Source organism: Streptomyces xanthophaeus (assembly GCF_000725805.1).
Lineage (GTDB): Bacteria > Actinomycetota > Actinomycetes > Streptomycetales > Streptomycetaceae > Streptomyces > Streptomyces xanthophaeus.
Genome location: NZ_JOFT01000052.1, coordinates 1 through 16,034, shown reverse-complemented (window position 1 = coordinate 16,034; position 16,034 = coordinate 1). Strand labels below are relative to the sequence as shown.

Sequence of the window (16,034 nt, the reverse complement as noted above, 5' to 3'; positions counted from 1 at the left end):
CCGGGCGGGTGTGCGCTGCCCGCGAAGAGATGACCTGTTCCTCTCATCCTTCACGCATGCGCGGAGAACCACGTGTCGAACCACTCGCCCGCTGCCGGGCGCAGTCTGCTGTACCTCGTCGTCGCCGGAGCCGCCTGGGGCACCGCCGGGGCGGCCGCTTCCCTCCTCTTCCTGGCCAGTGACCTCGGTCCGCTCGCCCTGTCCTTCTGGCGCTGCGCCGGGGGGCTCGTGGTGCTGCTGGGGGTGCTCGCCGTCCGCCGCAGGCCTGCCGCCGCGGCTCCCGTCCGGCCTTCGGCCGCCTCCCTGATCGGAACGGGGCTGCTGTTCACCCTCTTCCAGGCCGCCTACTTCGGCGCCGTGCACGAGACCGGGCTCGCGGTCGGCACCGTCGTCACCCTCGGTGCCGGGCCTGTGCTGATCGCGCTCGGCGGCCGGTACTGGATGGGGGAGCGCCTCGGCCGGGGCGGGACCGCCGCCGTGGCCGGGGCGCTGGCCGGGCTCGCCGTGCTCGTGCTGGGCAGCGGGGCCGGCCAGGTGCGTCCGTCGGGCGTCGGGCTGGCCCTGCTGTCGGCGGCCGGGTACGCCGCCATGACACTGCGGGCCCGGTGGCTCGGGCAGCGCGGAGCCGGCGGAGACCCGCTGGTCACCACCGCCTGGTCGGTCGGGGTGGGCGCGGTGTGCCTGCTGCCGCTCGCCGCGCTGGAGGGGCTGGCGCCGCACGCCGCCGAACCGGCTCGGGTGCTCTGGCTGCTGGTGTACGTGGCCGCCGTGCCGACGGCCCTGGCCTACGCGCTCTACTTCACCGGGGCCGCCGCGGTGCGGGCCGCGACCGTCTCCGTGATCATGCTGATCGAGCCGGTGAGCGCGGCCGCGATCGCCGTCCTGCTGCTCGGGGAGCGGCTGACCGGCGCCGTCGTGCTGGGCACCGTCCTGCTGCTGACGGCGGTCGGGGCCCTGATCGCGGCGGAGTCCCGCCGCCCGGCGGGCGGCCGGGACGGTGCTGCCGCGGCGCAGCCCGGCGCCGTGCGGCAGCGTCCTCAGAGCGCGGCGAGGTAGTCCGGGGCGGCGATGCCGGGGGCCAGGTCCGCGGCCGGTACGGGGGTGCCGTACGCCGGGGCGACCGGGACCACGCCCGACCAGTAGGGCAGGTCCAGGTCCTCGGCGTCGTCGTTCGGACCGCCGGTGCGCAGCTTCGCGGACACCTCGTCCAGGTCCAGGCGGATCACCGCGGTGGCGGCCAGCTCCCTGGCGTCGGCGGGCCGGGAGTCCGCGGACCGGCCGGGCACCACCTGGTCGACGAGGGCGTCCAGGGCGGTGCGGCGCTCCTCCTCGTCGGTGACCTGGTAGGCGGTGCCGTGGACCACCACGGAGCGGTAGTTCAGCGAGTGGTGGAAGGCCGAACGGGCCAGGACCAGACCGTCCACATGCGTCACGGTCACGCAGACCGGCAGTCCGGGGTCCGCCTTGCCCGCGGCGAGCAGCGGGCGCGAACCGGTGGAACCGTGGATGTACAGGGCTTCGCCGACCCGGCCGAAGAGCGTGGGCAGGACCACCGGGGCGCCGTCGCGGACGAAGCCGAGGTGGCACAGGTAGGCCTGGTCGAGTATCGAGTGCACCGTCTCGCGGTCGTAGCGGGCCCGGTCGCGGGAGCGGCTGGGGACCGTGCGGCCGGTGGGCTCGTAGGTGCTGGGCGTCCCGGTGCCGGGGGTGTCGGTGGCGGGGGTCTCGGTGGCGGGCGTGGCAGTCATGATGCGGACTCCGTTGTACTAGTGCATACTTGTCTTTGTGCTAGAAGATTATCGGATCGTTGGGCGTCGCGCATCGGATATCGCGGCCAGTGTCGAAGCGGGCGTGGGATCGGGTGCGCTCGCCCCCGGAACGCTGCTGCCGCCCATGCGGGAGCTGGCGGGCGCGCTCGGGGTCAATCCGAACACCGTGGCCGCCGCGTACCGGACCCTGCGCGAACGCGGGGTCATCGAGACCGACGGGCGGCGCGGCAGCCGGGTGCGCTCCCGCCCCTCCAGCACCCCGCGGGACGCGCTGCGCACGCTCGTGCCGGCGGGCGTACGGGACCTCGCGTCGGGCAACCCGGACGTGACGCTGCTCCCCCCGCTGGACGGTGCCCTGGCCGCCGCCGCCCGCCGCTACGCCGAGGCGCCGACCCTGTACGGACAGGACCCGGTCGTTCCTGACCTGGCGCGGCTCGCCCGGGCCGAACTGGATGCGGACGGGGTCCCGGCCGGAGCGCTGGCGCTGACCTCGGGCGCCCTGGACGGCATCGAACGGGTGCTGGCCGCGCACCTGCGGCCGGGCGACGCCGTCGCGGTCGAGGACCCGGGGTGGAGCAGCGTGCTGGACCTGGCCCCGGCGCTGGGGCTGCGGGTCCTGCCGGTGGCGGTGGACGACGACGGCCCGGTGCCCGACGCGGTGGCGCGGGCCCTGGCGGACGGGGCGCGGGCGCTGGTGGTGACCTCGCGGGCGCAGAACCCGACCGGGGCGGCGGTGAGCGAGGCGCGGGCGAGGGAGCTGCGGGCCCTGCTCGCCGCCCATCCCGAGGTGCTGCTGATCGAGGACGACCACGGGCTCGGCTTCGTCGACCTGCCGCTGTGGCCGCTGGGCGGGGTGACCCGGCACTGGGCGCTGCTGCGGTCCACGGCCAAGGCGCACGGGCCGGACCTGCGGATGGCGGTGCTGACGGGCGACGAGGTGACCCTGGACCGGGTGCGGGGACGCCAGCGGCTGGGCCCGGGATGGGTGAGCCGGCTGCTCCAGTACGCGGTGGTGGAGCTGTGGACCGCGGGCGCGGTGGACCGGGCGGCGGTGGCGCGTTCGTACGGGCTGCGCCGCGACGGGCTCGTCGGGGCCCTGCGCGAGCGGGGGGTGCGGGCGTACGGGCGCAGCGGGATGAACGTGTGGGTGCCGGTGGCCGACGAGACGGGGGTGGTGACCCGGATGCTGGCCGGGGGCTGGGCGCTCGCCGCGGGGGCCCGGTTCCGTGTGGAGACCGGGCCCGGCGTGCGGCTGACGGTGTCGCAGGTGGCCCCGTCGGAGATCGCGGGCCTGGCGGATTCCCTGGCCTCGGCGGTGCGACCCGGCACACCGGGCGTCCGCTACGACTGACGGGGCCCGCCGGGGTGCGCCCGGCGCGGCGGGCGCGGGCGGGTCAGGCGGGCTTGCGGGGGCCGGAGCGGGTCTGGGTGAGGGCGGCCCCCGCCAGCACGATCGCCGCGCCGACCGGGGTGTTCCAGTGCAGCTGCTCACCGAGGACCAGGACGCCCGCCGTGGTGGCGATGACCGGGATGAAGTACGTGACCATCTGGGCGGTGGTCGGGCCGACCTCCGTCACCAGCCCGTACTGCATCTGCAGGGCCATGCCCGTGCCCAGGGCGCCGAGCGCGACGACCGCCAGGGTGGGCCAGAGCGGGAAGGACGCGGGGGCCGAGGTGAACAGGGCGCTGACGAGGCCGAGCTGGAGCGTGGAGAGGAGCAGCTGCGCGCCGGTCAGGGCCACCGGGGAGCCGGGAGCGGCCGCCAGGGTGCGGCGGACGTAGATCCAGCCGATCGGGTAGCAGAGCGAGGCCAGCAGGGCGAGCGCGGTGCCCTTGGCGTCGACGCCCGCGAAGCCCTGCCAGGCGCCGAGGACGATGAGCACGCCGAGGAAGCCCAGGCCCAGGCCCGCGAACCGGCGTCGCGTCGGACGGTCCTCGGACAGCGCGACCATCGACAGGGCCATGCCCCACAGCGGGGAGGTGGCGTTGCAGATGCCCGCCAGGCCGGAGGGGATGGTCAGCTCCGCGTACGCGAACAGGGAGAAGGGGGCGGTGTTGAGCAGCACGGCCGCCACCGTGAGGTGACCCCAGGTGCGCAGCCCGCGGGGGAGCGGTTCGCGGCGCACCAGCAGGACGCAGAGCAGGGCGAGCGCCCCGAACAGGACCCGGCCCAGGGCCACCTGGAACGGTGCGTACGCCTGCGTACCGACCTTGATCAGCAGGAAGCTGAAGCCCCAGACCACCGAGAGGACGGCGAAGCGGACCCGCCAGTCCAGGGAGCGGCCCCGGCGCACGGCGGGGCGGGCGGCCCCGACCGGTCCGGCGGTGGGTGTGGCGGGGTTGGCCGATGTGGCCAGTGTGGCCGGTGTGGCGGAGGTGGTGCCAGGGGTGGCGGGTGCGCTCATGTCCCTTACTGTGCGCGTGTCAACTACGTAGGACAAGCGAGAGTTCCTGAGGGCAACGGCGTAGCATTGCTTATATGTTGAACCTGGAGCGCCTGCGCACCCTGGACGCCCTCGCCCGCCACGGCTCGGTCAGCGGCGCGGCCTACGGTCTCCACGTCACCACCTCGGCCGTGTCCCAGCAGATGGCCAAGCTGGAGCGCGAGGTCGGCCAGCCCCTGGTGGCCAAGAACGGGCGCGGGGTCCGGCTCACGGACGCGGGCCGCCTGCTCGCCGACCACGCGGCCCGGATCATCTCCCAGGTGGAGCTGGCCCAGGCCGATGTCGAGGCCCAGCGCGGCTGCGCCGTGGGCGAGCTGCGCATCGGCGCCTTCCCGACCGCGATGCGCGGCCTGCTGCCGCGGGCCCTGTCCGCCCTGCGCGCGGACCATCCGGAGCTGCGCGCCCTGGTGCGGGAACAGGAGCCCGAGGTGAGCATGGCGGCCGTCGTGCGCGGGGACCTCGACCTGGCCCTGGCCATCGACTGGCACAACAAGCGGATGCCGGTGCCCGGCGAGCTGACCCGCACGCACCTGCTGGACGACTCGGTCGACATCGCGGTCCCGGCCGGTCACCGGCTGGCCGAGCGCACCGAGGTCTCCCTCGCCGAATTCGCCGAGGACGACTGGATCTCCTGGAACGAGGGCCAGTTCTGCCACGAGTGGCTGGTCTACACCCTGCGCGGAACGGGCACCGAGCCGCGGATCACCCACATCGCCGAGGAGCACCACACCCAGCTGGCCTTCGTCGAGGCCGGGCTCGGGGTGTGCGTGGCGCCGAAGCTGGGCCGCGGTCCGGTGCCGGAGGGCGTACGGCTGCTGCCGGTCTGCGACTCCGTGCGCCGCCACGTGTACGCCGTCTGGCGCTCGGACGCCGACCGGCGGCCCTCGGTCCGGGCCGCCGTCCAGGCCCTGCGGCAGGCGGCGCACGGCATCGGTGCGGCGGGGGCGCCCCTGTCGCCGCGCCAGGGCGTCTAGGTCGTCTCTTTCGGATCTTGTCGGTCAGGTCCGCGTCGTCCGGTGCCGTGTCTCGGCGTGCTGCCGGGGCTGCCGTGTACTGGACGTACTCGGTTGCCCCGGCAGTGCGGCGAGGCGCGGTGCCGGGCGGCGCGGGCCCGGCAAGATCCGAAAGAGACGGCCTAGAGCTTGCGGAAGTCCCACGAGACGACCGAGTCCGGGGTGAGGCGGATCCAGGCGTGCCGGCCGTCGTGCGGCATCTCCTCGATGCCGAAGTTCTTGACGGGGAAGATCCGTTCGGCCTCCGCCAGCTCCGGGCAGGGCTCGCCGGTGCGCGGGGCCTCGCCCACGAAGACGGCGCTGCCGGAGAGCTCCACGCCGCGCAGTTCGTCGTAGGACTCGCCCGAGTCCACGACCACCGAGATCCGCGGGTCCTTGCGCAGGTCGGACCAGCGGCGGCTGCGCGTGATCGAGTACAGCCACAGGGAGGTGCCGTCCCAGGCGAACCACAGGGCGCCCACGTGCGGCCGCCCGTCCGGGGAGACGGTCGCCACCCGGCAGGTCCGCTGTTCGCGCAGGAAGACCTCCAGCTCGGCGTCGGTCATCATGATGCGCCGACCGCGCCGCTGCGCCCGGTCCGCTCGTGCCTCGTCCATCGGCCTCGCACCCCTTCACATCTGACTGTGTGTCAGGAATCATGAGGGCTCTTCCGTCGCCACGCCAGGGGGAGCCATGCCGGAACTCGATCCCGCCACCACCGCGCTGCTCACCGTCGAGTGCCAGAACGGCGTGGTCGGCGAGGAGAGCGCCCTGCCGGAACTGGCCAAGGAGGCCCGGGACTCCGGCGCCCTCGGGCGGATCGCCGCGCTGGCCGAGGCCGCGCGCGGGGCGGGCGTCCAGGTGCTGCACGCGGTGGCCGAGCGGCGGCCGGACGGCCTGGGGGCCAGCACCAACGCCCGGCTGTTCCGGGCCGCGGGCAAGCTGCCCGTGCGCCAGCTCACCGGGAGCCCGGCGGTGGAGGTCGCGGCGCCCATCACCGTGGCCGAGCAGGACATCGTGGTCCGCAGGCTGCACGGGCTCTCCCCGATGGCCGGGACCGACCTGGACGCCCTGCTGCGCAACCTCGGCATCCGCACCCTCGTCGTCACCGGGGTCTCCTCGAACATCGCCGTCCCGAACACCGTCTTCGACGCCGTGAACCTCGGCTACCAGGTCGTGGTCCCGTCCGACGCCATCGCCGGAGTGCCCGCCTCCTGCACCGCCGAGGTGATCCGCAACTCCCTCGCCCTGGTGGCCACCATCACGACCGCCGAAGCCCTGCTCGCCCAGTGGGCGCCCGCGCACTGACCCGCCGCCGCCCCCCGCACACGGCCGCCCCCACCCGTACGCCGGGTGGGGGCGGCCGTTGCATGTGAGAAGGCCGCGGCCGGTGCCGGGCCCGGTGCGGCGCTGACCTGCCGCCCCCGCGGCCCGGCAGGGCGCGCCGGGCGGCCCCGAAGGTGATCCGTGTCATGCGCAGTTGTGTACATAGGTCCAATGCCCTGCGCGGAACAGCGTGTTTGGATCTTGCCTGGATCCCGGACGGGGGAGAGGTAGTTCAATGATCGACGTCCAACAGCCGCTTCAGCAGACCGAATTGACCGCACACTGCCTGCACGACATGTTCGCCGCGCACGCGGCGGCGGACCCAGGGGCTCCCGCGGTCGTCCAGGACGGGCAGACCCTCTCCTACGGCGAACTGCTGGACCGGGCCCGCCGGCTGGCCGCGCACCTGCGCGACCGGGGCGTCGGGCCCGACACCGTGGTCGGCCTGCACGTCGAACGGTCCCTCGACATGATCGTCGGCATGCTCGGCATCCTGGAGGCGGGCGGCGCCTACCTGCCGCTGCGCACCGACGACCCCGCCGAGCGGGTGACGGGCATCCTCGCGGACTCCGGGGCCCTGGCAGTGATCACCTCCGCGGCCACCCACGAGCGGCTCGCCGCCTTCGGCGACGCACGGGTCCGGGCGGACGCCGCGTACCCGCCCGTGGCGGACGGCGCATCCGCGGGCCCGCGGCCCACCGCGGAGAACCTGGCCTACGTGATCTACACCTCGGGAACCACCGGCGCCCCCAAGGGCGTCGCGGTCCCGCACCGGGCCGCCGCCCGCATCGTCCGCCCCGGCGGCTACGCCGACTTCGGCCCGGGGGTGACCTTCCTCCAGACGTGCCCGCTCTCCTTCGACGCGCACGTCCTGGAGGTCTGGGGCTCACTCGCCAACGGCGGGCGCCTGGTGCTCCACCCGGACACCCGGGTCTCGGCCGAATCGGTCATGTCGGCCGTGCGGGCCCACGCGGTGACGTCCCTGTGGCTCACTCCGACCGTGTTCAACCAGGTCGTCGACGACGGCCTGTTCGCGGACTCGGGGCTGCACCAGGTCGTCGTGGGCGGCGAGGTCGTGTCCACGGCGCACCTCGCCCGGGCGATGCGCACCACCGACATCCGCTTCTCCAACGGCTACGGACCCACCGAGGCGGGCGTGTTCACCTGCTGCCGCGTCTTCGAGGCGTCCGACCTCGCCCACTCACCGCCCCCGGTCGGCGCCCCGCTGCCCGGCACCGAGGTCTGGGTCGTGGACGCCGCCGGGAAGGTGCTGCCGGAAGGGGAGCTCGGCGAGCTGTACATCGGCGGCGACGCGCTCGCCCACGGCTACCACGGCCGACCCGACCTGACCGAGGCGGCCTTCGTCCCCCACCCGTTCGGCGGCGCGCCGGGCGAGCGGGTCTACCGGTCCGGCGACCTCGCCCGGATGCTGCCCGGCGGCCTCGTCCAGGTCATCGGCCGCATCGACAGCCAGGTCAAGATCCGGGGCAACCGGGTCGAGCTGACCGAGGTGGAATCGGCGCTGCTGGAGGAGCCGCAGGTGCGGCAGGCGGCCGTGGTGGACCGGCAGCAGGGCTCCGAGCGCATCCTGGCGGCCTACGTCGTCCCCGCGGAGGGCGCGGCGCCGACCGTCGCCGAACTGCGCGGCGGGCTCGCCCGCCGGCTGCCCGACTACATGATCCCCTCGGAGCTGTTCCGGCTCGACCGCATCCCGCTGACCGGCAACGGCAAGGCCGACCGGGCCGCGCTGCGGCAGAGCACGGACGGCACGCGGCTGGAGCTGGGCGTCGCGTTCCGGCCCGCCGCCACGGACCTGGAGGGCGCGCTCGGCGCCATCTGGGCCGATGTCCTGAAGACCCGCCACATCGGTGTCGACGACAACTACTTCGACCTGGGCGGCACGTCGATCTCGATCAAGCAGGCGCACCAGCGCATCCAGCAGGAACTGGGGGTCCGGCTGTCGCTCGTGTCGATGTTCGAGTACCCCACCGTACGGCTGCTGGCCGGTGCGATCGCCAACTCTGAGGTGGAGAAGAAGTGACCACTCCCGTGAACACCGGCCGTCCCGACATCGCGGTCGTCGGCATGGCCGCCGTCCTGCCCGGCGCCCCCGACCTCGATGCCTTCTGGTCCCTCGTGCGCGAGGGCCGCGAGGCGATCACCCACGGCTCGCCCCGCGTCGTCGAGGACGACGGCAGCGGCCGGCGCCTGGTCCACGCCCGCGGGGTCATGGACGGGGTGAAGGAGTTCGACGCCGACTTCTTCGGCATCCCCCGGCGCGAGGCCGAGGTGCTCGACCCCCAGCACCGGCATCTGCTCCAGTGCGCCTGGAACGCCATGGAGGACGCGGGCTACGACCCGTACCGGATCGCCGACGACGTCGCCGTCTACTCCTCCGTCGGCCCCAACACCTACTACGAGGGCCGCGACTTCGGCTCCCGGTCGGCAGCCGAGCGGATGCTCATCCAGCTCTCCAACGGCCCGGACACCCTCGCGACCCGCATCTCCTACAAGCTGGGCCTGACCGGCGAGAGCGTCAACGTCCAGTCCGCCTGCTCCTCGGCCGCGGTCGCCGTGCACCTGGCCTGCGAGGCCCTGCGCGAGGGCCGGGCGGGGACCGCGCTCGTCGGCGCGGCCAGCATCGGCACGGCCGACACCCTCGCCTACGAGCACCAGGAAGGCTTCATCCTGTCGGCGGACGGCAGCACCCGCGCCTACGACAGCAAGGGCTCCGGATACGTCGAGGGCGACGGGGTCGGCGTCCTGGTGCTGCGCCGCCTGGAGGACGCCCGGCGCGACGGCGACCACATCCACGCCGTGATCAAGGGCAGCGCCGTCAACAACGACGGCCGCGTCAAGGCGGGCTTCTCCGCGCCGAGCGTCGAGGGCCAGTCGCGGGTCATCCGCACCGCCCTGGAGGCGTCCGGGGTACCCGCCGAGTCCATCGGCCTGCTCGAAGGGCACGGGACCGGCACCCTCGTCGGCGACCCGATCGAGGTCCGCGGACTGGTCCGCGCCTACCAGCCGTTCACTTCGCGGACCGGGTACGTGGCGCTCGGCTCGGTGAAGGCCAACATCGGCCACCTCTGTTTCGCCTCCGGCATCGCGGGGCTCCTCAAGGCGATCCTGTGCCTCAAGCACGCCGAGATCCCCCCGATGGCGGTGCTGGACGAGATCAACCCGGACATCGAACTCGACGCGACGCCCTTCTACATCAACCGCGAACTCAAGCCCTGGCAGGCCGAGGTGCGGCGCGCCGGCGTGAGCTGCTTCGGCATGGGCGGCACCAACGCGCACTTCGTGCTCGAACAGGCCCCCGAGCCCGAGCCGGAGCCCGAGCGCGCGGACGGGGACGCCGCTGACGGCCCGTACGCGGTCCTGCTGTCCGGTCGCACCGAAGAGGCCCTGGTACAGGTCCGGGAGCGGCTGCGGGAGTTCCTCGCCGCCCGCCCGGAGACCGGCCTGGCCCCGCTCGCCTACACGCTGGCCGCGGGCCGCCGCCCGCTGGCCCACCGCTGGGCCGCCGTCGTCGGCTCGGTCGCGGAGCTGGAGCGGGCCCTGTCCGTACGGGAGCCCGACGGGAGCCGCGTACCGGCCGGTCCCGCGGCGCAGATCGCCCGGGAGTGGACCGACGGCGCGAGCCCCGACTGGGCCGCCCAGTTCGAGGGCGTGCGGCCCCGCCGGATCCCCCTGCCCACCTACCCGTGGCAGGGCGAGCGGACGTGGATCGACCTGCCGGCCGGCGCGGGCACCGGCGGCGCCCCGGCGGAGCCCGAGGAGCAGGCGCCGTTGGCCGAGTGGCTGTACCGGCCGGTGTGGAACCGGACCGCGCTGCCCCGGCCCTACCACCGCGGCGACCTCCAGGACACCGACGGAACCGCACTGGTGATCGGCGACGGCCGCCCGATGACCGAGTCCGTCCGTGAGGAGCTCGCCGCCGCCGGACTGTTCTGCGTACTGGTCGAGCCCGGCTCCGCCTTCGAGACGGACCGCGAGCGGCGCCACGTCCGGATGCGGCCCGCGGACGCCGAGGACGCGGCCCGCCTCGTCGCCTGGGCGGTCGCCGAGGGCGGGCCCGTACGCAAGGTCGTGCACCTGAGCTCGTACGGCGGCCACGCCTCCGGTCAGCAGGAGGGCATCACGCTGGGTGCGCTCAGCATGCTCAGCCTGGTCCAGGCGCTCGCCGGCGCGGCGCAGACCCCCGAGGTCTGGGTGGTGACCGAGAACGCCCAGCCCGCCCAGGGCGAGGCCGCCACCCTGGACCTGGAGGCCTCGGCGCTGCTCGGCCTGTGCCGGGTCGTCCCGCAGGAGCACAGCGGGATCAGCTGTCACTGCGTCGACTTCTCGGTCGGCAGCCGTCCCGCCGACGTGGTCCCGCGGCTGCTCGCCGAGATGTCCACGGGCCAGGACGAGCTCGAAGTCGTCTACCGCGGAGCCGACCGCATGACGAGCACGGTGGAACGGGTGCCGGCCGAGCCGGGCCAGGCCGCGCCGCTGCAGACGGACGGCGTGTACCTGATCACCGGCGGCCTCGGCCGGATCGGCCTCACGATCGCCGAACAGTTCGCCCGCACCACCCGCGTCCGGCTCGCCCTCCTGTCGCGCAGCGGCCTGGACCCGGCCGACACCGAGCGCAGCCGCGCCGTCGAGACCCTGCGCGGACTCGGCGCCGAGGTACGGACGTTCGCCGCCGACGTGGCCGACGAGCACCAGCTGGAACAGGTCGTCAAGCAGATCACCGAGGAGTGGGGGCCCGTCAACGGCGTGGTCCACGCGGCCGGCATCGAGGAGGGCCGCAACTTCTCGCTGCTCGCCTCGACGACCACCGGACAGGCCGTCGACGCGCTGCGTCCCAAGGTGCCGGGCATCGCGGCCCTCGACCGGGCCACCCGGGCGCAGCCGCTCGACTTCTGCCTGGTGTGCTCCAGCCTCGACACCCTGCTCGGCGGCATCGCCTTCGGCGTGTACACCGCGGCCAACCGCTACCTCGACAGCTACGCCCACTGGCGGCGGGCCCACGGCGCCCCGTGGGTCAGCGTCGACTGGGACTCCTGGCGCTTCGACGACCGGGGCGGCGCGCGGATCGGTGCGGCCGCCGCACGTACCGCGATCCGCCGCGAGCAGGGCGGCGAGCTGATCGGCCCGATCCTGGCCTCCGGCGAGGCGCAGGTCGTGGTCTCCACCGTCCCGCTCGCCGAGCGCATCGAGCGCATCCGCCTCACCTTCGCCCGCAAGGAGGAGGCCGGGGACCCGGCCGGGACCCAGCGCGTCACCAAGGACGAAGTGGCCGCCCTCGTACGGCAGATCACCGCCGAGGTCGCCGAGGCGGACGAGGTCGCCGACGAGGACGAGCTCCTGGCGGTCGGCTGCGACTCCCTCGCGCTCCTCGAAGTGGTGGCCCGGCTGGAGCAGGCGCTGCACGTCAAGGTGCCCCTCGCGGAGTTCTGGGGCTGCACCACCGTCGGCGAGCTCGTCGAGGTCGGCTGGGGCAGCGTGCCCCGGCAGCCCGAGGAGGAGGGCGACGCCGGTCAGGAGGCGCTCCGGCACCTCGCCGGCTAGGGAAGCTCCCCGTTCCTGCCCCCCCACGGATGCCAGCAGACTTGGACTGAAGATGAACGAGACACTCGATCTCGCCAGGGCGCGCGCCGAAACACCCGGCGTCAACCACGTGGTGCACCTGAACAACGCCGGTGCCAGCCTGATCGCCTCGCCCGTGCTCGACGTGATGACCGCGTACATGCGGCTCGAGAGCAGAGTGGGCCCGTACGAGGCGGCCGAGCGCTCAGAAGGCGCCATCGGCAACGCGCACGTGGCGCTCGCCTCCCTGCTCAACTGCAGCCGCCAGGAGATCGCCATCCTGGACAGCGCCACGCGCGCCTGGGGCCTGGCGATGTCCTCGGTGCCGCTGCGGGAGGGCGACCGGGTGATCGTCTCCGCGGTCGAGTACGGCAGCAACTACCTCGCCCTGCTGCACCTCTCGGAGCGGCTGGGGCTGTCCCTGGAGGTGGCACCCGTGGACGGGAGCGGCCTGGTGGACGTGGCCGGGCTGGAGGCGATGCTGGACGAGCGGGTCAAGCTGATCGCCATGGTGCACGTGCCGATGCACGACGCGCTGGTCAACCCGGTGGCCGAGATCGGCAGGGTGGCCCGCAGGCACGGCATCCCGTACCTGGTCGATGCGTGCCAGTCGGTCGGGCAACTCCCGGTCGACGTAGCGGAGATCGGCTGCGACCTCCTCGTCGGCACGGGGCGGAAGTTCCTGCGCGGGCCCCGCGGCACCGGATTCCTCTACGTCCGCCAGGAGATCGCGCACCGGCTCGTGCCGCCGATTGTCGGCCTGGACGGCGTCGAATGGCTCTCGGGCAGCTACCGCCTGGCCCCCGGCGCCCGCCGGTTCGAGACCTGGGAGACCAACGCCGCGTCCCGCATCGGCCTCGGCGTCGCCGTGGACTACGCGCTGGGCTGGGGGATCGGGCGGACCTACGGACGGACGCGGAGCCTGGCCGCGGGCCTGCGCGAGGACCTGGCCGGGATGCGCGGGGTCGTCCTGCACGACCGGGGCCGCGAACGGTGCGGGACGATCGCGCTCGCCTTCGAGGGCCGGGGCGAGTTCGAGGTCCGGGGCGCCCTGAAGGACGCGGGGATCAACACATGGGTCTGTCTGGAGAACGCGGCCTGTGTCGACATGCAGGAACGGGGACTGAGCACCTTGCTCCGGGTCTCTCCCCACTACTACAACTCGGAGCAGGAGCTGGAACGGTTCTGCAACGTGCTCGAAGACATACTCGCCGGCACCCGACGCGAGCGGGTGCTCGCATGACCGGGACGACGACCGCCTCCCGCTGGATCAAGCGCCCCCGCGTGCTGCCCGGGGCCCGCGCCCGCCTCTTCTGCGTACCCCACGGCGGCGGCGGTCCGTCCTCCTTCGCCCGATGGGTGCCGGGGCTGGCCCCGGACGTGGAGGTGTGCCTGGTCCACCTCCCCGGACGCGAGGACCGGCTGCGCGAGGAGACCGTCACCGACATCAGGCTCATCGCGGCGCACGTGGCCGAGGCGGTGGCCCCGCTGCTGGACCTTCCCTTCGCCTTCTTCGGGCACAGCATGGGCTCGGTCATCGCCTACGAGACCGCGCTCCTGCTGGAGCGGGAACCGCGCCACCTGTTCGCCTCCGCCTCGCCGCCGCCCCACCGGGTCGAGGAGGAGCCGCCGGTCGCGCACCTGCCCGATGCCGAGTTCCTGGCCGAGGTACGCCGCTCCTACGACGGCATCCCCGACGCCGTCTGGAACGACCCGGAGATGGTGCGCCTCATGATGCCTTCGCTGCGCGCCGACTTCGCGGCGTACGAGACCTACCGCTGGAGCGGCGACGGCGCACGCCTGAGCTGCCCGGTCACGGCCCTCGGCGGCAAGGACGACCCGCTGGTGCCCGACGAGGTCCTCGCGGACTGGTCCAAGCTCACCTCGGGCAGCTCCCGGACGCAGCTGTTCGAGGGCGGGCACTTCTACGTCAACGCGGCGCGCCCGCAGCTCCAGGAACTCGTGCGCGAGGTGCTGCTCGCACCCGCCGCGGCGGCGAAGGGACGTGGCTGACGATGGCGGTGCGCACCTTCGAGTCGGTGGAACAGGCCCGGGGCAACGGATGGGACGACCTGGCCCCGTCCTGGGACCTCTTCCACTCGGCGGACTGGCTGTCGCTGGAGAGCGAGCAGACCAACATCGCCCCCCGGTTCCACCTGGCGGGCGCCGAGGACGGCCCGCCGGAGGCGGCCGTCGCCTGCTTCCCCCTCGACGAGGCCTCGGAACCCTGGCCCTTCATGCGGGTCGACTGCACGCTGCGCATGCTCGCGGACCGGTACGGGGTCCCCGTACCGGACGGCGTCCTGGACCCGGAGCGGCTCCTGCCGTCCTACCTGGCGGGCAGCCGCCGGGTGCCGGACAGCCTGCTGCTGACCGCCGCGCACCTGGGAGAGGGGCGGCGTCGCGAGCTCACGCGGGAACTCGTGGCGGCGGCGGAGGAAGAGGCGCGCGGCCGCGGTTCGCGCAGCGTGGCCTTCCTCTACGTCGGCGAGGACGACCCGCTGCGGGAGGTGCTGCGCGAGGGCGGCTACGCGGAGTTCCCCACGGCCCGCTACGCCACCCTGCACCTGCCGGAGCCGGGGTTCGGGGCGTACCTCGACGGCCTGCCGAGCCTGCGCCGCCGCAAGGTGGCCAAGGAACGCCGGCAACTGGAGGGCGCCGGCCTGGACTTCGACGTGCAGCCGCTGACGGGCGAGCTCATCCCCGAGCTGGTCCCGCTGATGGTGCGGCACGGCGCCAAGTACGGGCACGCGTACACCGAGGAGACGCTCACCCGCTCCCTGGAACTGCACGTCCGCCACTGCGGCGAGGCGCTGTACGCGTGCACGGCACGGTCCGCGGACGGTGCGCTGCGCGGATTCTCGGTGTTCGTGCACCGGGGGTCCAAGCTCTTCCTGCGGCAGACCGGTTACGACTACGACTGGCTCGGGAAGCTCCCCCTCTACTTCGAGATGATCTTCTACCGGCCGATCGAGTTCGCGGGCGCCGTGGGCGCCACCGCCGTCGACTACGCGGTGGAGTCCGAGCAGACGAAGCTCTCCCGCGGCTGCACCCTCGAACAGCGCCACGGCTACGTCAAGCTCTTCGACGCGCAGCACCAGGCAGTGCTGGAGCCGCTGCTGGAAGGCATCCGCCAGGGCCCGGGCCAGGGCGTCCCTGCCGAGACGACCTGACCGGACCACCACGGGCCGTTCGGCGTGCCCGCCCCCGCCATCCCCATTCCCTGAGGAGTTCCATGTCCCGCCGCCTCTTCACCTCGGAGTCCGTGACCGAGGGCCACCCCGACAAGATCGCCGACCAGATCAGCGACACGATCCTCGACGCCCTGCTGCGCGAGGACCCGACCTCGCGCGCGGCCGTGGAGACCCTGATCACCACGGGGCAGGTGCACATCGCCGGTGAGGCTACGACTCCTCGAAGAAGGGCTTCGACGGCGCTTCGTGCGGTGTGTCGGTGTCCATCGGTGCGCAGTCCCCGGACATCGCGCAGGGTGTCGACACGGCCTACGAGAAGCGCGTGGAGGGCGATGAGGACGCTCTGGACAAGCAGGGCGCGGGCGGCAGGGCGCGGGCGACCAGGGCCTGATGTTCGGCTACGCGTGCGACGAGACGCCCGAGCTGATGCCGCTCCCGATCCACCTGGCGCACCGGCTCTCCCGCCGGCTGTCCGAGGTCCGCAAGAACGGGACCATCCCGTACCTGCGTCCCGACGGCAAGACCCAGGTCACCATCGAGTACGACGGCGACGACGCGGTCCGGCTGGACACCGTCGTGGTCTCCAGCCAGCACGCGGCCGACGTGGACCTGGAGCTGCTGGCCCCGGCCGTACGGGAGTTCGTCGTCGAGCACGTGCTGGCGCAGCTCGTCGAGGACGGCATCAAGCTGGACACCGAGGGCTACCGCCTGCTGGTGAACCCGACCGGGCGC

12 protein-coding genes and 1 pseudogene are annotated in these 16,034 nt (G+C 73.8%); 10 read left to right on the top strand and 3 right to left on the bottom strand.

The annotated features are described in order from the left end of the window. Positions 1–72: 72 nt before the first annotated feature. The gene (locus tag IO30_RS0127125; protein ID WP_031147092.1) at positions 73–1,056 is read left to right on the top strand and encodes a DMT family transporter; all 984 of its coding nucleotides are present in this window, start codon (positions 73–75) and stop codon (positions 1,054–1,056) included. Here IO30_RS0127125 and IO30_RS0127120 read toward each other — a convergent pair. Beyond that, complete coding sequence (locus tag IO30_RS0127120) at positions 1,038–1,748, bottom strand: pyridoxamine 5'-phosphate oxidase family protein (protein WP_031147091.1); 711 nt, start codon at positions 1,746–1,748, stop codon at positions 1,038–1,040. The two genes, IO30_RS0127125 and IO30_RS0127120, sit on opposite strands and share 19 nt — an antisense overlap. A 37-nt stretch (positions 1,749–1,785) precedes the next feature. Between IO30_RS0127120 and IO30_RS0127115 the strand changes: the two genes are divergently transcribed. Continuing rightward, positions 1,786–3,120 carry an aminotransferase class I/II-fold pyridoxal phosphate-dependent enzyme gene (locus tag IO30_RS0127115; RefSeq protein WP_031147089.1) on the top strand — a complete coding sequence of 445 codons (1,335 nt, stop codon included), beginning with the start codon at positions 1,786–1,788 and terminating at the stop codon, positions 3,118–3,120. A gap of 43 nt (positions 3,121–3,163) precedes the next feature. Here the strand turns inward: IO30_RS0127115 and IO30_RS0127110 are convergent, their stop codons facing one another. Then, positions 3,164–4,174, bottom strand: a complete 1,011-nt coding sequence (locus tag IO30_RS0127110; protein WP_107066934.1) for a DMT family transporter — start codon at positions 4,172–4,174, stop codon at positions 3,164–3,166. A gap of 74 nt (positions 4,175–4,248) precedes the next feature. Here IO30_RS0127110 and IO30_RS0127105 point away from each other — a divergent pair, with 74 nt between their 5' ends. Next, the gene (locus tag IO30_RS0127105; RefSeq protein ID WP_031147085.1) at positions 4,249–5,187 is read left to right on the top strand and encodes a LysR family transcriptional regulator; all 939 of its coding nucleotides are present in this window, start codon (positions 4,249–4,251) and stop codon (positions 5,185–5,187) included. A 161-nt stretch (positions 5,188–5,348) separates the two neighbouring features. Here IO30_RS0127105 and IO30_RS0127100 read toward each other — a convergent pair whose 3' ends face one another. Next, a complete protein-coding gene (locus tag IO30_RS0127100; protein ID WP_031147083.1) occupies positions 5,349–5,822 on the bottom strand; it encodes a pyridoxamine 5'-phosphate oxidase family protein in 474 nt (157 codons plus the stop codon). A 76-nt stretch (positions 5,823–5,898) separates the two neighbouring features. On the opposite strand from IO30_RS0127100, the gene IO30_RS0127095 reads away from it, so the two are divergent. The 7 genes and pseudogenes from IO30_RS0127095 to IO30_RS40850 form a co-directional block, all read left to right on the top strand. Next, positions 5,899–6,513 carry a cysteine hydrolase family protein gene (locus IO30_RS0127095; protein WP_031147081.1) on the top strand — a complete coding sequence of 205 codons (615 nt, stop codon included), beginning with the start codon at positions 5,899–5,901 and terminating at the stop codon, positions 6,511–6,513. 253 nt (positions 6,514–6,766) lie between these two features. Then, complete coding sequence (locus IO30_RS0127090; RefSeq protein WP_051902620.1) at positions 6,767–8,572, top strand: non-ribosomal peptide synthetase; 1,806 nt, start codon at positions 6,767–6,769, stop codon at positions 8,570–8,572. Further along, positions 8,569–12,090, top strand: a complete 3,522-nt coding sequence (locus IO30_RS0127085) for a type I polyketide synthase (protein ID WP_031147078.1) — start codon at positions 8,569–8,571, stop codon at positions 12,088–12,090. The genes IO30_RS0127090 and IO30_RS0127085 overlap by 4 nt, the downstream gene beginning before the upstream one ends. Before the next feature lie 52 nt (positions 12,091–12,142). Further along, a complete protein-coding gene (locus IO30_RS0127080) occupies positions 12,143–13,351 on the top strand; it encodes an aminotransferase class V-fold PLP-dependent enzyme (RefSeq protein ID WP_031147076.1) in 1,209 nt (402 codons plus the stop codon). Next, complete coding sequence (locus IO30_RS0127075) at positions 13,348–14,121, top strand: thioesterase II family protein (RefSeq protein WP_031147075.1); 774 nt, start codon at positions 13,348–13,350, stop codon at positions 14,119–14,121. Before IO30_RS0127080 ends, IO30_RS0127075 begins: the two co-directional genes overlap by 4 nt. A 2-nt stretch (positions 14,122–14,123) precedes the next feature. Continuing rightward, the gene (locus tag IO30_RS0127070) at positions 14,124–15,281 is read left to right on the top strand and encodes a peptidogalycan biosysnthesis protein (protein ID WP_051859861.1); all 1,158 of its coding nucleotides are present in this window, start codon (positions 14,124–14,126) and stop codon (positions 15,279–15,281) included. Positions 15,282–15,343: 62 nt separating this feature from the next. Continuing rightward, positions 15,344–16,034, top strand: a pseudogene (locus tag IO30_RS40850) (S-adenosylmethionine synthetase N-terminal domain-containing protein); the annotation flags it as partial.